This window comes from endosymbiont DhMRE of Dentiscutata heterogama (assembly GCF_002888635.2).
Classification (GTDB): Bacteria; Bacillota_I; Bacilli_A; order Mycoplasmatales; family CGIF01; genus CGIF01.
On record NZ_LN828718.1, the window covers coordinates 513,283 to 529,800 of the forward strand.

General features: G+C 32.4%; 26 protein-coding genes. 4 read left to right on the top strand and 22 right to left on the bottom strand.

Features of this window, described 5'->3' with window-relative positions:
* The first annotated feature begins 205 nt into the window (after nucleotides 1-205).
* A complete protein-coding gene (locus tag DHMRE_RS03155) occupies nucleotides 206-1,132 on the top strand; it encodes a hypothetical protein (RefSeq protein WP_322632253.1) in 927 nt (308 codons plus the stop codon).
* An 84-nt stretch (nucleotides 1,133-1,216) separates the two neighbouring features.
* Here the strand turns inward: DHMRE_RS03155 and DHMRE_RS03160 are convergent, their stop codons facing one another.
* From DHMRE_RS03160 to DHMRE_RS03175, 4 genes are all read right to left on the bottom strand, one after another.
* On the bottom strand, nucleotides 1,217-1,438 hold the full coding sequence (locus DHMRE_RS03160) for a hypothetical protein (RefSeq protein ID WP_322632254.1): 222 nt from the start codon (nucleotides 1,436-1,438) through the stop codon (nucleotides 1,217-1,219).
* 302 nt (nucleotides 1,439-1,740) lie between these two features.
* Nucleotides 1,741-2,037, bottom strand: a complete 297-nt coding sequence (locus DHMRE_RS03165; RefSeq protein ID WP_322632255.1) for a hypothetical protein — start codon at nucleotides 2,035-2,037, stop codon at nucleotides 1,741-1,743.
* A 2-nt stretch (nucleotides 2,038-2,039) separates the two neighbouring features.
* Entirely contained in the window at nucleotides 2,040-2,174 is a 135-nt protein-coding gene (locus DHMRE_RS03170) for a hypothetical protein (protein ID WP_322632256.1), read from the bottom strand.
* A 303-nt stretch (nucleotides 2,175-2,477) separates the two neighbouring features.
* A complete protein-coding gene (locus DHMRE_RS03175; protein ID WP_322632257.1) occupies nucleotides 2,478-2,795 on the bottom strand; it encodes a hypothetical protein in 318 nt (105 codons plus the stop codon).
* Between the two features lie 296 nt (nucleotides 2,796-3,091).
* Between DHMRE_RS03175 and DHMRE_RS03180 the strand changes: the two genes are divergently transcribed.
* Together DHMRE_RS03180 and DHMRE_RS03185 are read left to right on the top strand one after the other, a co-directional pair.
* Nucleotides 3,092-3,604 carry a hypothetical protein gene (locus tag DHMRE_RS03180; RefSeq protein WP_322632258.1) on the top strand — a complete coding sequence of 171 codons (513 nt, stop codon included), beginning with the start codon at nucleotides 3,092-3,094 and terminating at the stop codon, nucleotides 3,602-3,604.
* Between the two features lie 4 nt (nucleotides 3,605-3,608).
* Nucleotides 3,609-4,013, top strand: a complete 405-nt coding sequence (locus tag DHMRE_RS03185) for a hypothetical protein (RefSeq protein ID WP_322632259.1) — start codon at nucleotides 3,609-3,611, stop codon at nucleotides 4,011-4,013.
* Between the two features lie 76 nt (nucleotides 4,014-4,089).
* On the opposite strand, the gene DHMRE_RS03190 is transcribed toward DHMRE_RS03185, so the two are convergent.
* The 7 genes from DHMRE_RS03190 to DHMRE_RS03220 form a co-directional block, all read right to left on the bottom strand.
* Nucleotides 4,090-4,602: a hypothetical protein gene (locus DHMRE_RS03190; RefSeq protein ID WP_322632260.1), complete on the bottom strand. Its 513-nt coding sequence runs from the start codon at nucleotides 4,600-4,602 to the stop codon at nucleotides 4,090-4,092.
* Between the two features lie 93 nt (nucleotides 4,603-4,695).
* A complete protein-coding gene (locus tag DHMRE_RS03195; protein WP_322632261.1) occupies nucleotides 4,696-5,097 on the bottom strand; it encodes a hypothetical protein in 402 nt (133 codons plus the stop codon).
* 19 nt (nucleotides 5,098-5,116) lie between these two features.
* Entirely contained in the window at nucleotides 5,117-5,560 is a 444-nt protein-coding gene (locus DHMRE_RS03200; RefSeq protein ID WP_322632262.1) for a hypothetical protein, read from the bottom strand.
* Between the two features lie 183 nt (nucleotides 5,561-5,743).
* Entirely contained in the window at nucleotides 5,744-5,950 is a 207-nt protein-coding gene (locus tag DHMRE_RS03205; RefSeq protein ID WP_322632263.1) for a hypothetical protein, read from the bottom strand.
* Between the two features lie 23 nt (nucleotides 5,951-5,973).
* On the bottom strand, nucleotides 5,974-6,426 hold the full coding sequence (locus DHMRE_RS03210; protein ID WP_322632264.1) for a hypothetical protein: 453 nt from the start codon (nucleotides 6,424-6,426) through the stop codon (nucleotides 5,974-5,976).
* Nucleotides 6,392-6,784 carry a hypothetical protein gene (locus tag DHMRE_RS03215; RefSeq protein ID WP_322632265.1) on the bottom strand — a complete coding sequence of 131 codons (393 nt, stop codon included), beginning with the start codon at nucleotides 6,782-6,784 and terminating at the stop codon, nucleotides 6,392-6,394. Before DHMRE_RS03215 ends, DHMRE_RS03210 begins: the two co-directional genes overlap by 35 nt.
* 205 nt (nucleotides 6,785-6,989) lie before the next feature.
* Nucleotides 6,990-7,280: a hypothetical protein gene (locus tag DHMRE_RS03220; RefSeq protein WP_322632266.1), complete on the bottom strand. Its 291-nt coding sequence runs from the start codon at nucleotides 7,278-7,280 to the stop codon at nucleotides 6,990-6,992.
* A 44-nt stretch (nucleotides 7,281-7,324) separates the two neighbouring features.
* Between DHMRE_RS03220 and DHMRE_RS03225 the strand changes: the two genes are divergently transcribed.
* Complete coding sequence (locus tag DHMRE_RS03225) at nucleotides 7,325-11,083, top strand: AAA domain-containing protein (protein ID WP_322632267.1); 3,759 nt, start codon at nucleotides 7,325-7,327, stop codon at nucleotides 11,081-11,083.
* An 8-nt stretch (nucleotides 11,084-11,091) separates the two neighbouring features.
* Here DHMRE_RS03225 and DHMRE_RS03230 read toward each other — a convergent pair whose 3' ends face one another.
* From DHMRE_RS03230 to DHMRE_RS03280, 11 genes are all read right to left on the bottom strand, one after another.
* Nucleotides 11,092-11,790 carry an ERF family protein gene (locus DHMRE_RS03230; RefSeq protein WP_322632268.1) on the bottom strand — a complete coding sequence of 233 codons (699 nt, stop codon included), beginning with the start codon at nucleotides 11,788-11,790 and terminating at the stop codon, nucleotides 11,092-11,094.
* 45 nt (nucleotides 11,791-11,835) lie between these two features.
* On the bottom strand, nucleotides 11,836-12,090 hold the full coding sequence (locus DHMRE_RS03235; protein WP_322632269.1) for a hypothetical protein: 255 nt from the start codon (nucleotides 12,088-12,090) through the stop codon (nucleotides 11,836-11,838).
* Between the two features lie 12 nt (nucleotides 12,091-12,102).
* A complete protein-coding gene (locus tag DHMRE_RS03240) occupies nucleotides 12,103-12,582 on the bottom strand; it encodes a hypothetical protein (RefSeq protein ID WP_322632270.1) in 480 nt (159 codons plus the stop codon).
* Between the two features lie 53 nt (nucleotides 12,583-12,635).
* Nucleotides 12,636-13,115 carry a hypothetical protein gene (locus DHMRE_RS03245; RefSeq protein ID WP_322632271.1) on the bottom strand — a complete coding sequence of 160 codons (480 nt, stop codon included), beginning with the start codon at nucleotides 13,113-13,115 and terminating at the stop codon, nucleotides 12,636-12,638.
* Nucleotides 13,102-13,794, bottom strand: a complete 693-nt coding sequence (locus tag DHMRE_RS03250) for a hypothetical protein (RefSeq protein WP_322632272.1) — start codon at nucleotides 13,792-13,794, stop codon at nucleotides 13,102-13,104. The genes DHMRE_RS03245 and DHMRE_RS03250 overlap by 14 nt, the downstream gene beginning before the upstream one ends.
* A 109-nt stretch (nucleotides 13,795-13,903) precedes the next feature.
* Nucleotides 13,904-14,047 (bottom strand): hypothetical protein, encoded by a 144-nt coding sequence (locus tag DHMRE_RS03255; protein ID WP_322632273.1) that lies wholly within the window; start codon nucleotides 14,045-14,047, stop codon nucleotides 13,904-13,906.
* Nucleotides 14,048-14,088: 41 nt separating this feature from the next.
* Nucleotides 14,089-14,388, bottom strand: coding sequence for a hypothetical protein (locus DHMRE_RS03260; protein WP_322632274.1), 300 nt, complete (start codon nucleotides 14,386-14,388; stop codon nucleotides 14,089-14,091).
* Nucleotides 14,389-14,394: 6 nt separating this feature from the next.
* Nucleotides 14,395-14,691 (bottom strand): HU family DNA-binding protein, encoded by a 297-nt coding sequence (locus DHMRE_RS03265; protein ID WP_322632275.1) that lies wholly within the window; start codon nucleotides 14,689-14,691, stop codon nucleotides 14,395-14,397.
* A 23-nt stretch (nucleotides 14,692-14,714) separates the two neighbouring features.
* Nucleotides 14,715-15,488, bottom strand: a complete 774-nt coding sequence (locus DHMRE_RS03270) for a hypothetical protein (RefSeq protein ID WP_322632276.1) — start codon at nucleotides 15,486-15,488, stop codon at nucleotides 14,715-14,717.
* Between the two features lies 1 nt (nucleotide 15,489).
* Nucleotides 15,490-15,729, bottom strand: coding sequence for a hypothetical protein (locus tag DHMRE_RS03275; protein WP_322632277.1), 240 nt, complete (start codon nucleotides 15,727-15,729; stop codon nucleotides 15,490-15,492).
* Between the two features lie 4 nt (nucleotides 15,730-15,733).
* Nucleotides 15,734-16,510: a DNA-methyltransferase gene (locus DHMRE_RS03280; protein ID WP_322632278.1), complete on the bottom strand. Its 777-nt coding sequence runs from the start codon at nucleotides 16,508-16,510 to the stop codon at nucleotides 15,734-15,736.
* Between the last annotated feature and the right edge of the window lie 8 nt (nucleotides 16,511-16,518).

A 16,518-nucleotide genomic window follows, 5' to 3' on the forward strand; every position in this document is an offset into this window, starting at 1 on the left:
ACAAGTCTGACATGACCGAGGCTATACTCTCTCGGAGAGCCTAGATAACCATTACTAGTTATCAAGTTCCTAGCCCGAACCATGTTTTAAGCATGGTTAATATAATTTTTGCCAATTCAACTCCTACTTGTAGAAGTTAGGAGCCTTCTTGGCTAGTTTGGTAAAAACTATCATATATTAACCTCCATATAATAAATAAACTCTCATGGAAGCAAAACTAATAAACAAACATTCAAAAGAATTTTTAATTACTCGCATACGGGCTATGCAGTGAGAAGGAGACCAAAGCGGAGAGGTCATTAATGATAATCAATTATCAGAAATGAACTGGAATGATAAACTTCGCTCTCTAATAAGTTTATATGATATTTTAAAATATGCTAATAAAATAGCCAATGAAATTTTAACTATCCAAGGAAAAGAACTCTGAAAATCCGGAGAGTTTCATTTTGAAAGACCCGAGCAACAGCAGTGGTTCTGGCTAAATAATGTGGAGGACCAGAAAGATATAATACAAACTTTAGAAAACGCCCTCCAAGAAAGAGATAACCATAAGCAACAAAACGAGCAAATTTTAACTAATTTGAAAAATATTCTCGGCGACGATTTAACTGATTGAGAAACTAAAATAGCCAAAAAATCAGAAGTGGATCAGGCTAGCCAGGAAAAAATTCAGCAAGAAAATCAAAAAAAGCAATTACAGCAAAAGCTTTCAGAATTGACCGACCAATTAAATAACCAGGATAGCGGCCAACAAAAAGAGGAATTAGAGCAGCAAATTAAACAATTACAGGCAGAGTTAGAGCAGGCTAATAATAGACCGCAAGAGACCCCAGACGATTATCAAACCATAAAGAATGAGTTGGAACAATTAAAAAAACAGACCACCAAAAACCCTGATAGCCAATTAAGCCAAAAAGTCATGGAAATGTGCGATAAAATATTAGCGAGAGAGAGAGAGAGAGAGAGAGAGAGAGAGAGCAAAACCAACGAGAACCTGCGGAACCTCCCATCAAACAACCAAAAACTATATTGAGTAATTGGCATAGGCGGAGTGGTTATAATTGTTCTTTTGGTAATAATTATCAGACTTTTAAGATTCCAAAGAATTAAGAAAAGAAAATTAAAATAACTTATTATCTATTTACCATTTTTTTCTTCTTAATTATAAGAAACTATTCCTCTTTCATTATGCTAACTAACGTGGTGCAAAAAATTATCAATTACTTTCCGGTATTGGTTCGTATTTATTTAATCTTTCTTGCAAATTCCTATTTTTTGCTTCTAATCTTTTTACTATCTCTTCTAAATTGTCAATCGTTTTATAAAGTTTGCTAATATGTTCAGCGGCTTTTTCTGTGGCAGGAACTATAGTAAAAAGTGGATTAGTTTTTAATTTTTCTTTGTCGGTTATTTTAAATTGTTTTTTTGTGTCCATTATTCATATTTTTTCGTGTGCCATGATTGACAGGGCGAAAAGCGTTTTTTAATTGTTCAAGCAAAAACGACCCACCCTTTTTATCGTATAAACAAGAGATTGGGGGCATTTCAAGCCAAAAAACGGCTCATCCTCTCCCCCCTTTTATTTAGAAAAGAGAAGCAAAAACAAATCTCCATTAATTCCCTAGTTACTTAACTTTTACGAACTTCAATCTCCGCACTCACCCCTCCTGTTGTCAACTCCTAAACTCTTGCCTTAATGATTTTTTTCATATCTTTGTATATTCGAAAATATTCTATCTATTTTTCATATTTTGATTTACTTTTACATTTTTCAATAATTTTCTTTAATTCGGTTATCTGCCTCTTTTGTTGCTCTACCTGCTCTTTTAATTCATCTATCTGATGCTGCTCATCTCCATTTTTGGCTTCTAATTTCTTTATTCTTTCCTCATTCTTTTTATGGTCCTTTTCGCCTTTTTGGTCATTTTTTTCTAACTTTAGGGTTTTGCGGTCAACATGTATTTTATACCCGTATCCCATGGCGGTTAATAACACCGCCACTCCTCCTACTAATTTTGCACAACTTATATCCATGATTACTGCTTCTTGTCGCGAACTACTCCCATCATTCTTTCTAGGAAATTGTTAGCACTATCCTCATTCCCTTTAATTTTTACTAGTTCATCATAATTTTTTCTGAAAGTTTTTAGTAAATTATAATAGCCATCCATAGTGTCTTCTGTTATGGCTTCTTCGGTTAGTTTTTTTAATTCACTTATTTTCTAAAACTTGCTTTCTTAATTCTTGGTTTTGTCTTTGTAATTGTTCTAGTTGTAGCATATTCAAGTGCCAGAATAAAGTGGCCATTTTTCCAGGCATCCCAATGTTAAATAACCACTTAGGTCCGGCAGTTCAATACAACGAGGGGGTGTTTTTTAATCCACCCCAACTCATTCAAAACTGGTCTCTCCAAATCTAAATTAGAGGCGGGTAGGCAGACAAATGGGATTTTATACAAGCCTACCCACCACTTTTTAATTAACCAAAACTCAATCCTGTTCTACCATCTTTTCTGAAAAAGTATAAGGTTCAGCAAAATATAATTCTCGGTAATCCTCTTTTCGCAAAGAATTAGTGGCCCAAGTATTTAAATATTGAGAACCATCTTTTAATTTTTCACCGGCTATTTCTATTCCTTGACCAGCATATTTGGTTGCTTCAAAAGTTTTTTCCAAAATCCAAGAACCATTTTTTACTCCCGTTCCTGTTCCTTGTGTGGCTAAGCCTGTTCCTAATCCAAAAAGGGATAGGGCTAATCCGGCATAAATGATAAATTTTTTGATGATGTTCATGATATTAACATTTTTAATTTTTTAATACTACTTCACCCCTTTTTTTACAATTGTAAATAGGGTTGTAATTATTCTTTTTTCTCTACATTACAATTTTAATTGTCTGGGGAGTTGGATTTGTTTGTTTTTATAAGTTTAAGTTGCAGTTTATGTTATAACTTATATTAAAACTCTAAAATAACATATATAATATATAGATTGAATTTCCTTTATTTCTTATTTACCATATGCTTGCATTACTTTAGTAATAGCATATATAGGTATAAGTTAATAAGGAAATTTTATAGTCCAAAAATATGACAAATAAAAAAACAATTCAATACGATGCTCTAAGTGTTGCTAAATATTTGCTTTCATTAGACCCCAATAGGGAATATTTTGGCAATAAAAAAATGCCTAACCGCTCCATTATTAAGGGTAATTTTCGGTTAAATCAAATGCTTTACTTGCTCCAAATATTTTATCACCTGAAACAAAAAAAAACACTGTTTAGCGATAATTTATATGCTTGGGAAAATGGAGTGATAGTTTATAGTGTTTATACTCGTTTTTGAGAATTATATCTGCAAAAAAATGGTCAAGACACAAATGCTATTGCCAAGGAGGACCAAAAAACCATTGCCACCTGCTTTCGTTATCTCAAAGATATTCCTGACCGAGTTTTACAAGAGTTCGCTTATCATGATCCGGCTTGGTCTTCCACTTGAGCCAAAAGTTCGCAACCCGAAATTAATTTTAGCGGTCGGGAAAATTTGGAGACCTACCGCCAATTTTGCTCGCGTTGACTACCCGAGGCAACCCGATTATAAGTAAATGGAACAGATTCTAGCACCAGGTCAGATTTTTTGGTTAGTTATTCCGCTTTTTAGTGAGAAAAAATGAACCTATGAAAGACCTTTTTTAGTTTATGGGACAGAGGATGGAGATTATATCTTTCTGAAAATTTCTATTCGTCCCAAAGAATATTTAGAGCAGTTTGAATTTTCTCCTGATAACAAACCTAGTAGTCTTTATAAAGACAAAAATTTTGTTGAAACTAATATTTTGATTTATATTGAGCAGGACTTATTTCCTGATCTACTTAACAAGACCACTCGACTAGTTGAGCAAGGTCAATTAATTCTGCCCGAAGCTTTTCAGGAGATAAAGAAAAAAGTTAAAGAATGTTTTCGCGACAATAAGTTTCGGGGTAATCGCTATCAAGTGCGAGTGAAATAGGAGCAAATTAATTAACTCTCACCGAAACCTTCTGCTGACAACACCCCGACTTCACTTTTTCTTTCTTTCCCCAAGCCTACCTAATAAACCAAACATGGAATATAAGAAAAAAGAACAACATAATCACAATAATTCCTAACAATCAAACAATTTTCTGCTCCAAATATCCTTTAGCCTTTTCTTTTTCCGGGCAAGTAGAACAGGGTTCACATAATTTCTCAATCAATTTATCCCGTAAAGAACGATATTGTGTCCTTTCTTCTTCCAGTAATTTATCCACCGCTTCTAATTCTTCACTATGCTTGGTTAATATTTGATTAATTTTAGTTTGTTTTTCGCCATTAGTCAATTCTGATCGTTCTAACTCCTTGACTTTATCACGAAGTTCTTGCTTCAAATTATTTTTCTCCTGCTGGCAAAGTTCTAATTTTTTCCTTCATTCTTCCAACTCTTTTTCTTTACTGGCAATATCTTGTTTGTTGCCATTTTTCGCTTTCAAAAACTGTTTGCCAAGAGTGTTTAACTCCTTCTGATAATTAATTAGTTTTTGTCGTAATTGTTCAATAATTTTTTTTGTATCTCCCGTCATAATTGGCTTGATTATTTAACTCAAAACGATTAGGAGAATTATTGTTTGGGAGGAACTTCAAATTGGTTTTTGGTTTCAGTCTTAACCTCTTTTTTAGGCCAAAGCCAAGTAGACCATCCCTCCGATGGCTACTGTGGCTATTATGGCACTAATTAGGTAGATTGTTTTTTTTTTTAAAAGCAATGAACCGTTATTGACATAAGTAAACAAAATTTTCCTCTTTTTTGTATTTGAAACATTTTCTCAAAAAAAATATTTGTCCTCTTCATACATTTTTAGTAAGCAAGTATTACAGATATATTGGTTATTATCTTCTTTTTTTTCAGTTCAGTAGCCTCAAATATTTCTTTTAACATATCCGCCATAACCACGATTATATTTAATTTCAAAAGATTTTTGGCAGGGATATTCTCCTAAAAAGGAGCGATTTTGATAAGAACATTCAACTGGCAGAGGTTTTAAAACTGGTTTTTTGGGTTTTGTTTCATTGTTCATTCCTGGTCATTTTTAAAAATTATTCCTCCTTTTTAGGCTTGATTTTTTCAGTAACTTCATCAATTTTATCACTGGCAGACTTAGTAAATTGATTGGCTTTTTCATTAACGACTTTGGTGGCCTGATTAATTTTTTCCCCCACCACTTGCTTTGCTTGGCCAACCCCTTTTTGGAATAAATTAGCACCTTGTTGTTTTAGACCGGACAAAAGATCCGAATTATTTTCTGGTTCCGGACCCCTTTTTTCCCCTAAACCACTTTCCCATCTAAGTTTTTCGGTTTCATAATCAATTTCTTTGAGAATAGTTTGCTTTTCTATTTCTAAGAGTTCTAATTCTCATTTATGTCGTAATTTAGCCTTGGCAATTTGCCCTTCTTTGCGAATTAGCCTGGTTTTGGGACTAGATTTTGGTTTAGGACGATTAAATCACCAAACAATCAGAGCTGGGGCTGCTACACCCATAGAATATGAATTCCGGTTTCAATTATTTGTTTTCAGTTATTTTCAGTCATAATTTTTTATTTTTAAATATATAAAATATTTAGTTCCTATAAAGTATTAAAAATACTTTCTTCTCTTTTAATTATTATCGATCATATGTTAAGTAAGTCTCGTGCGTTCGGGTAAGTGATATATACTGATAAATTACTCTCCTTTGCTTTCCGATTCTTTTGGAGTTTCTGCCTTTTCTTCGGTTTTTAGTTCTTCCCAATGCTCATCGCAGTAATATTTCTTGCTGTCTTGGTCTTGATGTTCCGCTTCTTTATTACATTCAGATTCAGAACATTTATGTTCTTCTTTTTCTTGTTTTTCGGCTTCTTTATTTTCGGCGATTTTAACTTCTTCTGTCATATCAAATACATTTTACTAATGTTTTACAAAATCCAATTCTGATAAAGAGATTCTTGACACTTTCGGCATTTATAAAAGCAGTCAGGGCAGAGATATATTTGGTCATGATTTTCTTTAAGGCAATGTAAACTAATATAATATTCTAGACTATCTTTTTCTTTTTGGCATTTGCTACATTTGATGTCCTTCTCTATTATTTCTTGGTATTTACCATTCCCTTCTAGTTGCCAATATTTGCCAGTTTTTTCGAGATTAAATTCATAAACTATTCCGTAACTCCCCTTAAATTCTCCCCACTTACTGATATTCCACCACATACTCTCTCCTTTTTCGGTTGTTATTCGGCAACTTTTTAGAGTTTTTTGACCATATTGTTTTTCATATGGTCTAATTTCTTTAATTTTGTCTATTAGTTTGGTCTTTTCTACTACTTTTTTCTCGCTACTTTTGATGTTTTCTTTTTGTTCCGGCTCCATCATTATTTGTATATATTCACTTTCCCTTGCTAATTTTTTCTACTCTGTCTTTTTCGCTAATAGTAAAAGTTAGAACGGCTTGTAATTTCTTTTCTTGCATGTAGTAGGTAATGTTGCCTCCTTCTACCCTTTTATAAAATAATCTAATGCATTCGTAAACTTCAGAAGTTCCTTTTTTTCTTTTCCACTTCCCAAATTGTATTCAATGGTTTTTGTTAATTAAGGGTTCTAAATTAAAGCCTGCATTATCTCACTTATCTCGCCAATCAGGGCTTTTTTGTTCTGTTTTTCCGTTAGGATATTTAATAACAAGGGTTTCTTCCTGGGAATTGAAAATAAAAGTTAGTAGGGAATGCATGTAGGAGCAGAGAAAGGTTTAACTAATATACAAGCCATTCTTAGTATTAAAAAAGGGATTGTTTAAGGGCAAAATTATGGCTCGTAATATATTATTAGTTTTATCTAATAAACTACTAAAACTCATTAGAAAAAGGGAACCCGCACCCCCCCTTATTTAGAAAAAAACTATTTTTCTTCCTAATATTTGATTAACCTTTTGCTATTTATTTTTTAACTAAGAAAAAAATTAAAATTGAGAGGATTACTGAAAAAAGGAAAGAAGTTCCTATCAACCAATAAACAACTTTAAGTCTTGCTTCTATTTTTCGTCATTTTTCTTCATCAGCTTTTTTTTGCTGATTTTTTATTTCCTCCAACTTTTTGTTACTCACCTCCTCCAATTCTTTTTTTTGCAATTTTAATTGTCTCTCGTTTTCTTCTTTCAGAGAGAGCAACTCATCTTCGCACTCTTTTATAAAAGAATTAGGAAAATTTTGTTTGTTTTCGTTTTCCATATATAATAGTATTTTTTAAAACGGTAGCGAAAAAATAATTAATAATGACGAATAATTCAGAATTAAGTGCAGAAATTGTTAACCTTACTAAATTAAGAGACAAGTTATTGGATCTGAGGGCTAATTCTCCCAAGATCAAGTTGTATTTAAGGAAAGATTTAACCTGGGATTTATCAGAAATAGACGAGTTAGCATTAACCAATAATATAAATTTTTCCTTAGGACTTGCCTCTGAGTTAAATTTGCTACTTAAAGGAGAAAAGGAGATTATTTTTCTCGACTTAAGCCCTTTACTTCGTTCGTTGGAGAAAGCCGAAGAAAAAGAAAAAATACGAAAAAAAGTCAAACAATTATGAGGAAACTCTCAAAGAATTTATTTAGAAAAAGGAGTGAATAGTCTTTGGCTTGGTCTTTTCTTTTGCCGTGGATACCTTTTTGAAAATTATGTTATTAATGCCCCTTTATTTTTCTTTCCTGCTAAAATTTCAAAAAACGGCCTGGGAATCACTGTCGAAAAGGACAAAAAAATTAATTATACTCTCCTATATTTTTTTAAGAAAATATTTAAATTAGAAGAGGATTCTTTTAGAAAATGCCGAGAAAAATTGGAAAATAATTCCCAAGACAGCCTGAAGCATTTTCTTCTCGACACCCAGCAAACTTTACGAGAATTATTACAAAATCATACTTCCATAAAACTTTCTGATTTGGCTAGTACTGATGTGACTACTTCTGCACTAACATTGCTAGGAACTAGTTTTGCTTCCGACGAATTAAAGTTGGAGTCTTTTTTGTACTTAACACGGAGCAATAAGACCGAGAAATTCAAAGAAGACGAGTTAGAAATAAGTTTCAATGCCGTTCTAACTATTGACAGGGAAGTCAATTTAAGTCTATTTAATGATTTTGAGCAGATGATTGAAAAATGCACAAATGATAATCTACAAAATTATCCTTCTTCTGGGTTAGATTTGCTTACTAATAAGGAAGAGAAAGATGATTACACTAATACTGGCTCCTTTTCAACTAGTTCTAAGCATGTAAACGAGAGAAAAAAAATTTATATCCCTTTTGATAGTGACCCCTCTCAGTCACACATTCTAAAAAAAGTTCTTTACGAATTCCACAAAAACGTCCTATGCATTGACGGTCCGCCTGGCACCGGAAAAACCCAACTAATCTGTAATTTAATTAGCAATTGTCTAATTTATAATCAAAAAGTAGCAGTTGTTTGCGAAAAAGATGTTGCTTTGCAAGTTATTCATGATAAGTTAAACAAAATTGGAATTAAGCAGTCAGCAATCAAAATAAATGAACTAGGACAGACCATAAACGTTTATCGTCACATAGTTGAGGTAGAAGAAATGTCGAGAAAAAGTAGAATGTCGTATCATGCTAATCACGAATACGAGGCAAAAATGACCGATTTAGAGGAAAGGAATACTTTATGCCTAGAAAAGTTAAGAGATTATCACAAAATTCAAAAAGACTTTCATGCCAAGCGTGGTATTTTACTGGGTAAAGTTTATGTTGAAACAAAAAGTACTAAAAGAACTTCTGAACTCATTTCTTTAATAAAGTGGGTAGAAAACGAAGAACAATCGGACAAACTTAAGTCAAACTTAGAAGACTATGTAGGCAAATTAAAACAAGTTATCCAAAAGCAAAAAGAAATTTGCTTGGATTTAAAGCATTTGTTTTTATCTTATAACCAACTAAATTTTGCTTTTATCCCTTTAAACGAAAGTTATTTAAATGATATTATTTATTCTTTGTTGCAAGAATTAAGGGGAATGGGGAATTCTAAACTACTTTCTCAAATTTTCCGAATAAAGTTAGTATGAGAAAGTAGAAAAAAAATAGCAGCAGTTCATTTATTAGAGAGGAAAAGAAATGAATTTATTTTCTTGTCACAAAGACCAGATTTAAAAATCTTATTCTTCTTTCTAGACATAAAAAGTTTGGATGAATTTTGGCAGAAATGCTCCCAAGAAACGTTTTTGTTAAGTTTACAAAAATTCGTCAATACTAATTTTTCAGCAGTTGGGAGTCTTTCCTATTTAGTAAATAGTCTTGATAAGAACACCCAGGAAATTGTTAGGTTCCTTTTGGAAAAAGTCTTTAATTTTCAGGAATTCGATTGGCTGGAAGATTACCCAAAAATTGTAGAACAAACTGTTTACCTCAATTGAATAAGTTTGCTAGAGGAGAAAGGAAACGTTCAACACTGAGGATTTCTGGAACTAAATAGGATTCATCGAGAAATGAAAACGATTAACGAGGAAAAAAAAAGAATAACCCAAGAGATTTTAAAAGTCAAACAACAAATTAATCATCAATCATTAAGTGTTAACGGTACTTTAATTCAATTGGTAAAAAGAAAAAGAAATATTCCCCGTTTAAGAAAATTATTACCAGAACTGCTCAACTGTTTTCCCGTCTGATTAATGACGCCCGAGGTTATGTCGTCAGTGGCCGAGTTTGGCAGACCAAGTTTTGATCTACTAGTTTTTGACGAATCTTCTCAAATAACCCTAGAAAGTAGCATCCCTCTTTTAGTGAGGGCAAAAAAATGCTTAATTATTGGTGACGAAAAGCAATTACCGCCGACTAATTTTTTTAAACTTCTTTTAGATGAAGATGAAGAGTTAGCATTTGAAGAGGAAGAAGAGGAAGAAAAAATAATTGGTCAGACAGTGAAAACTATTAATTTACAACCAGATGACTTGAGAAACAATTTTAGTTTGCTTAACTGAGCAAAAAAATATGTTAATCCCAACCAAAAGGAAACTCTCCTGTATCATTACCGCTCTAAATATCCCGAATTAATTGATTTTTCTAACCAAGCCTTTTATCATGGTGTTTTACAAGTTGTCCGGGATAATGAAGATAGGAAAAATTACTCTCCTATTGAATTCATTAAAATAAAAGGCAAATGAATAAATAATCAAAATGATGTCGAGGCACGATATATAGTTGACGAATTGTTAGAAAAAAGATTACTTGGCACGGAAAAAAGTTTAGGAATCGTTACTTTTAATAAAAAGCAAAGACAGTTATTAGAAAGTCGCGACGAGATTATTGAAAAATGAAAAACAAAAAATAATTTGTTTATCAAAAATTTGGAAGAGGTTCAAGGTGATGAGCGAGATATTATTATTTTTTCTATTGGTTATGCTCCAAACGAGGAGGGAAGATTTCTTCATTTCTTTGGTCCCTTGAGTAAAGAAGGAGGAGAAAATAGGTTGAACGTGGCTATTTCTCGAGCTAAAGAGAAAGTTATAGTTGTTTCCAGTATTTTGCCATCAGAATTGAATGTTGCGAACAGCAAAAATATCGGTCCTAAACTGTTAAAAGAATATTTAGAGTACGCCTGATCCTGTCAAGGAAAAGATTGAGTAAAGCAACAACAAATACTTGCTGAAAAAATACCGATGATAATTAATACATCATACTCCAAAGACAAAAAAGCAGATAAATTTGACTCCCCTTTCGAAGAAGAAGTGTATCAAGAGTTGGTAAAATTGGGCTTTGAAGTAGAAACTCAAGTGGGAAGTTTTGGCTACAGAATTGATTTGGCTGTTCGTAATTCCCAAAACAATTCATATGTCTTAGGAATCGAATGTGACGGTTGGGCTTATCATCACAGGTCAGAAGATGTTGAAAGAGATGAATATAGGCAAAATATTTTGGAAAATAAGGGATGAAATATAATTAGAATTTGTTCCCGCGACTGGTGAGGAGATAACAACAAAAAAAGGACAATTGACTGGATAAAGAAAGAAATTGAAAAAAATTGTTAGAAAAAGTATTAAAGTTTGGTCAGGTAACTTCAAGCCCTTTGCCGGTCTTTTTCTTTCAGTAAATAAGCCCTCACGGGAAAGTTATCAAAAGTGACCTCGCCCTTTAAATTATAGTCCCTAAATATGTCGTTTAAGAGTTTTATAAAAGAGTTAGGTTTGCTAGCATTTTTTTCTTTTTGTCAGTTTTGGGTTTTGGTTTCAAATAAGTTTAATAATTGCTCAATTTGTTCTTTATCGATTATTTCTTCCGTTTGCTCTTTAGGAATACTCTGCGTTTCTTTTTCTTGGTAATCTGGATCACTAGTATCTTTGACTGGTATTAAGAAAAGTTTTGATAATATGTATTTAGTAGAGTAAGTTTCTGATGCTCCTTTGGCCTTGGCTAAATCATTGCTTTGTCCGCAAGCCCAAAACTTAAAAATTAAGCGACTATTTGGGCTATTGCTATCTATTATTTCTAACCTTTTTAAGTATTTTAAATAATGGATGCTGCCCTCTTTTTCATGAATTAAAGGTTGACTTTCTTCATCACTTAGTATAAAAAGTAATTGATTTTTGGCTAATTCGGGCTTTAATAATTCTAATAATTGTTTTTCATTAAAAAAAGAGTATTTTTGTCCCTTATTCTCTTCGGTTTTGAACAAACTTCCTACTTGACCTTGAATGACTTGCAGCTTTTGATAAATGTTATTGTTAGTTGTTTCCATTATAAGGGTTTGCCCTCTTGTTAAAAAAAGCTCCATCAAGTATTTTTACTGGTTAAGTTCTCCACGAGATCCTCTCTTAAACTCAATGCTTATAAATTTGCCTGATCTAAATGCTTCTATCATGCTGGAAAGTTCCTCATGTTCCGTTACCTTTTCAATTGGTTTTTTGCTTGGCGGAATACCTAATTTTCTGTCTAATATTTCGATAATTTCCTTTATATTCTGCTGGGAAATTCCCTTTTCTTTTATCCAATTTTGTAATTTATTTTGTAGTTCTTCTAAAAGTTGTTCGTTGTTCATTATTATTCATTTTTACTCTTTCTTTGGTATTTCCTCTCAATTAAATAGCCGATATAGTCTTTGTTTGTTTTTATTTTTAAGATAGCAAAAGAATACATAACGTTTATCTATTCATTCGTTATTTTTAATGGCTTTTCAGACTTTTTCAGTGACAATCACGTCCTCAAAAACGTATATTGTCTTTATATTTTCCTTATCATTTTCTATTCTCTCCTCTACATCCAGTTCGTAAAATACTTGTCCGTAATGGTCACTGTCTTTGCGAGCAACTTCCTTTTCCCTGACTGAGTTTATTCCTCCTACTAGCCGGTAAACTATTTCACTCTTTTTTTTCTCTTGATTGTCCGGTAAATCATCCGGTATTTTTTCCCGGTCCTGATTATCTCGGTTTATTTGAATACTTTGGGTTTTGCCTAACTTTTTATTAGAAATTACCCAGCCAGTTTTGTCTTTGGTTTTTTTCTTTTTTTTAGTATTAGTTCTTATCGTCATTTTTACTTCATATCACGCACGCTCGGTTACGTGTTGTTAGTCTTTATTAATATCTATTGTGCTTCGCTAGTCTCAATAGTTTGTTCGCTCCGGTACTTGTCCCTTAAAACATCAATAGTTTTTTCAATAGCATTTCTTTCTTCGGTTTTTTCTTGCTCCTTTCTTAATCAGCATAAATAGTTGAGAGTGAATAATTTATGCTCGTCGTTCATTTTTGCGAAACTCCATTTGCTTTCGTACTTGTTATCCTCTTGGTTTAATTTTTGGTTAAGCAACTCTTTAGGAGTAAAATATAGTCTTCTCCATTCCCCTTCTTTGCCTTTTTTTCACATTATTTGGTATCATTCTTTGTTTTCAGTAATAGATAATTCCTTAATTAGCCAACTTCTTAATTTCCCTTGATCAGTAAATTCAGTAAAAGTGCTAGTTTTGGGATTAAATCAGGCATAAATTTCCTTATTGCCTAGTTTATAGTGGATTTTTGTTCGGTTGTTTTCTGAGTTTTGGATTTTTTCTTTATTATTTTCCGTCATTTTCTTTGATGTTTTGTTCGTTGCGGTAAATATTCCTTATCATTTCTATTACCACTTGGAATTGCTTGTATTCATTACTATCTCGGTAATAATGGTCGCGTAAATAGCATAAATACTCTAAAATGAAAAATTTCTGTTCGTCGCTTATTTTTCCGTAAAGCTTCTTTTTTCGTTGCCAAGTTTCTATGTCTACTTCGCTTTCAAATTTAGCAATATATTCTCTGTCAAAATCGTTGAAAACACTACTTTCTTTTTTGCCCTTTTTTGGATAATTGGGTAAAACTGGGCAAGTATCTCTTTCCGTATCGGTTACTCCTACTTCTTCTAAATAATAGTTAAGGGAGCAGTAATACTCATCTTTATGTTCTATTCTTTCTTTGTTTTCTGTTCAGCAAGTTTGGCAGATCGGTTTGTCTATTGCTAGGGAATTATGTTCCTCGTGAGAAAATCCTGCCAATTCCTCTTTCTTTACTTCTGTATTACAAAATTCACAAAAATTATTTTTTAAAATATTTGAAATTTTCTTTTCTTCATATTTTTTGTCTTTCTCCGTTAGTGGTTGCTCTTTATTTACTTCAAATGTTTCATCAGCAAAATTATAACCGACTTCTATTCGGTGATTGTGCTTTAAAGAACATTGGTATTCATAGTAGTTTCCTTGGTATATTGGAGGTTTCATTTCTTTTTATCGGTTTATTTTAAGTGCGACCTATACTCTGTTTTTGACCGTCCTACAAATTATAAGTATATTTTATCATACTATCTTCCGCAAATAGCAGTGATTTTTTTTAACTCTTGAATATTTGATAAGAAGTTGCTAACAATTGGAGAACAGAGACTATTAAGTTAGCAATTAATAATCATCTTTCAACCTTTTTCCACTTCTTTTCTGATTTGTCTTCTATTTTGGTTATGGGTTCCTCGTCGGTCATGTATTAAGTATGTTTTCTAACTTTTTTTCTCCTTATTCTTTTTAATAATCCATCAAAAGGCCCAAAGCAAAAAGATTATTACAGCAATAACAACCCCCTCCTAAAATCCAGGCTCAAACATAACCACCACCTTTTTCCTTAGCTAATTCTTGTTCATATTTTTCAAAACAATTATCACAAAGGTAATAAGAGGCAGTTTCAATAGGCCAGTGGTGGCTGGACCAACCAGAATATTTACCGCGGTAAGAGGAATGACTACCAGTTTTAAGGGTTTTCTTAATTTTTATTTCTTTGCCTTCTTCAATTTCTTTACCACATTTTTTACAAAATTTTTTAGCCATTTTTAATTACTCAGTTTCGGCAATTTCTTTTTTCAAATTAGGAGAAAATTTTATTTTTGGCACTCTTTTGGCCGGAATTGTTATTTTTTCTTTAGTTTTTAGGTTTATGCCTTGTTTTTCCTTAGTCATTACTGTTTTAAAAGCAAAATGACCTACTAATTTGACCTCTTCGCCTTTAATTAGTGCTTTATTAATTTCTTCTAAAAAATCATTGATGATGTTTTTTACATCCTGCTTATTAATGTTATCATTTTTGTCTTTAACTCGTTCTATTAAAATTTCTTTCGATACTATATTATTCATACATTAATACTATTTTGATTGATTTATTCTAATTCGTATTCAGTTCCTTTCAAAAGTCTTTTGGCATGTTTTAAATATTCTTCCCCATCTTCGCACAGAGAACCCTTGGCATTTTTATAAGCAATAATTTTGTCTACCATGCTTCTGCCTAATTTATCTGCTCCCTCTTTGCTAGTGATGTTCCTATCAAACTTTTCTTGAATTTCTTGCGTAATTTTCATTATTGCCTGACAAGCATCACAATGCCATTCGTGCTTTCACTCTTTACCTGCTTTTTCCGTAATAATTTTGGCGATGTGGATTTTATCACTTTTTATGTCGCTACTTTTGGTTCTCTCCTCCTTAACTAACCTAAAACAATCTACACAAACTCCTTGGTTAGGCTCCAATTTTGCATAATAGGCTGAATAGTCGTATTCTTCGCCACCGGCCATTATTTTTTCTGTTTCATCTTTTTCACAAAAGATACATTTTCTAATCTCGCCTTTTTCAAAATCTTCAAAAAACTTTTCCATTTTTTGTAGGAATTCAATCATTAACCGTTGACTATTTTCACTCACTGCATCTTGGTCTTTGTTAGTGTAAATTTTGTTTATTTTCTCTCGATTAATAAGATCTATTCGCATTTCTCTTATACAATTGTAGCAATAGTCATTCATTTTCTTATCTTTTTCGGTCACTTCCTTTCCGACAATAGTTTTAATAATTGGTAATTGCATAACTACCGCCTCTGTTTGACAGGAATCGCATTTACCTCGCTTGATTGGCGAATTATAAGCCGAAAAAGTTTTTAACATTTTAGGATCGGTTATTTCTAATTCACTTTTTGTTTTCTGCGACTGCTTTTTCTAGCAGTTCTTTTTCTTTCTCATTACGAGGCAATAAGACTATTCTTCTGCTATCTGCAATTCTATAAAAAGAATGAAAGTGATCCATTTCCTCATTTTCTTTTAAAAAATGCACTTTAATTAAGAAAAGGTTATTGAGACTTCTTTCTATCTTTTTAATTCTAATATTTTTTATGTCGGTTTGTTGCATATTTTTATTCTATTCTATTTGATGCCATTTGGCAAAATTTCTCATTCTTTTCACAACCGATATAATTTCGGCCTAATTTTTTTGCCATTAAGGAAGTGGTTCCAGTGCCGCTAAACAGATCCAGCACTAAGTCTCCTTTATTGCTACTGGCTTTAATCATTCTTTCTATCATATCCTCAGGTTTGGGAGTGGGATGCTCGTTCTTAACAATTCTACCGTTCACTTTCTTCTTGTGCCGATCACTGCTTATTTCTCAAACATCAGGGCAAAGTTTACCATCGGGATGGGGAAATCACCTTTTGCCATTTTTTAGTATTCCTTTGGGGGAGTTAACTCTCGTGGGGTGGGTATAAGGTATGCGAATATCATTGTAATTAAAAACATAGTTCTTACTTCCCGTAAAAAAGAGAATAGTTTCTTGGTCGCTGCAATATTGCCTTTTGTTCGAACTTAAACCATCTTTTTTATACCAAGTTATTCAATTTTGATAAATCAGACCTTTGTTTCTTAGGTAAGACGCAATATAGGCACAATTATAAGGAGTGTTGAATATGTAAATAGAGACCGTTTTCTTTAATTTAGGAATTAATTTGTCTATTCAACTGTAAGTGAAATTAAAAAATTCCTTTTTATCTTTAAATTGGTCTCATTCAGCATCTATCAAATTATGGGGAGGATCAGCAATTACTAGGTCAATGCTATTTTCCTCTAACCTATCGAGGAATTGCAAGATATCCATTTGGTGAATCTGATTTATTTTTAGTTTTTTTCCGTTTCCCATATTTTCAA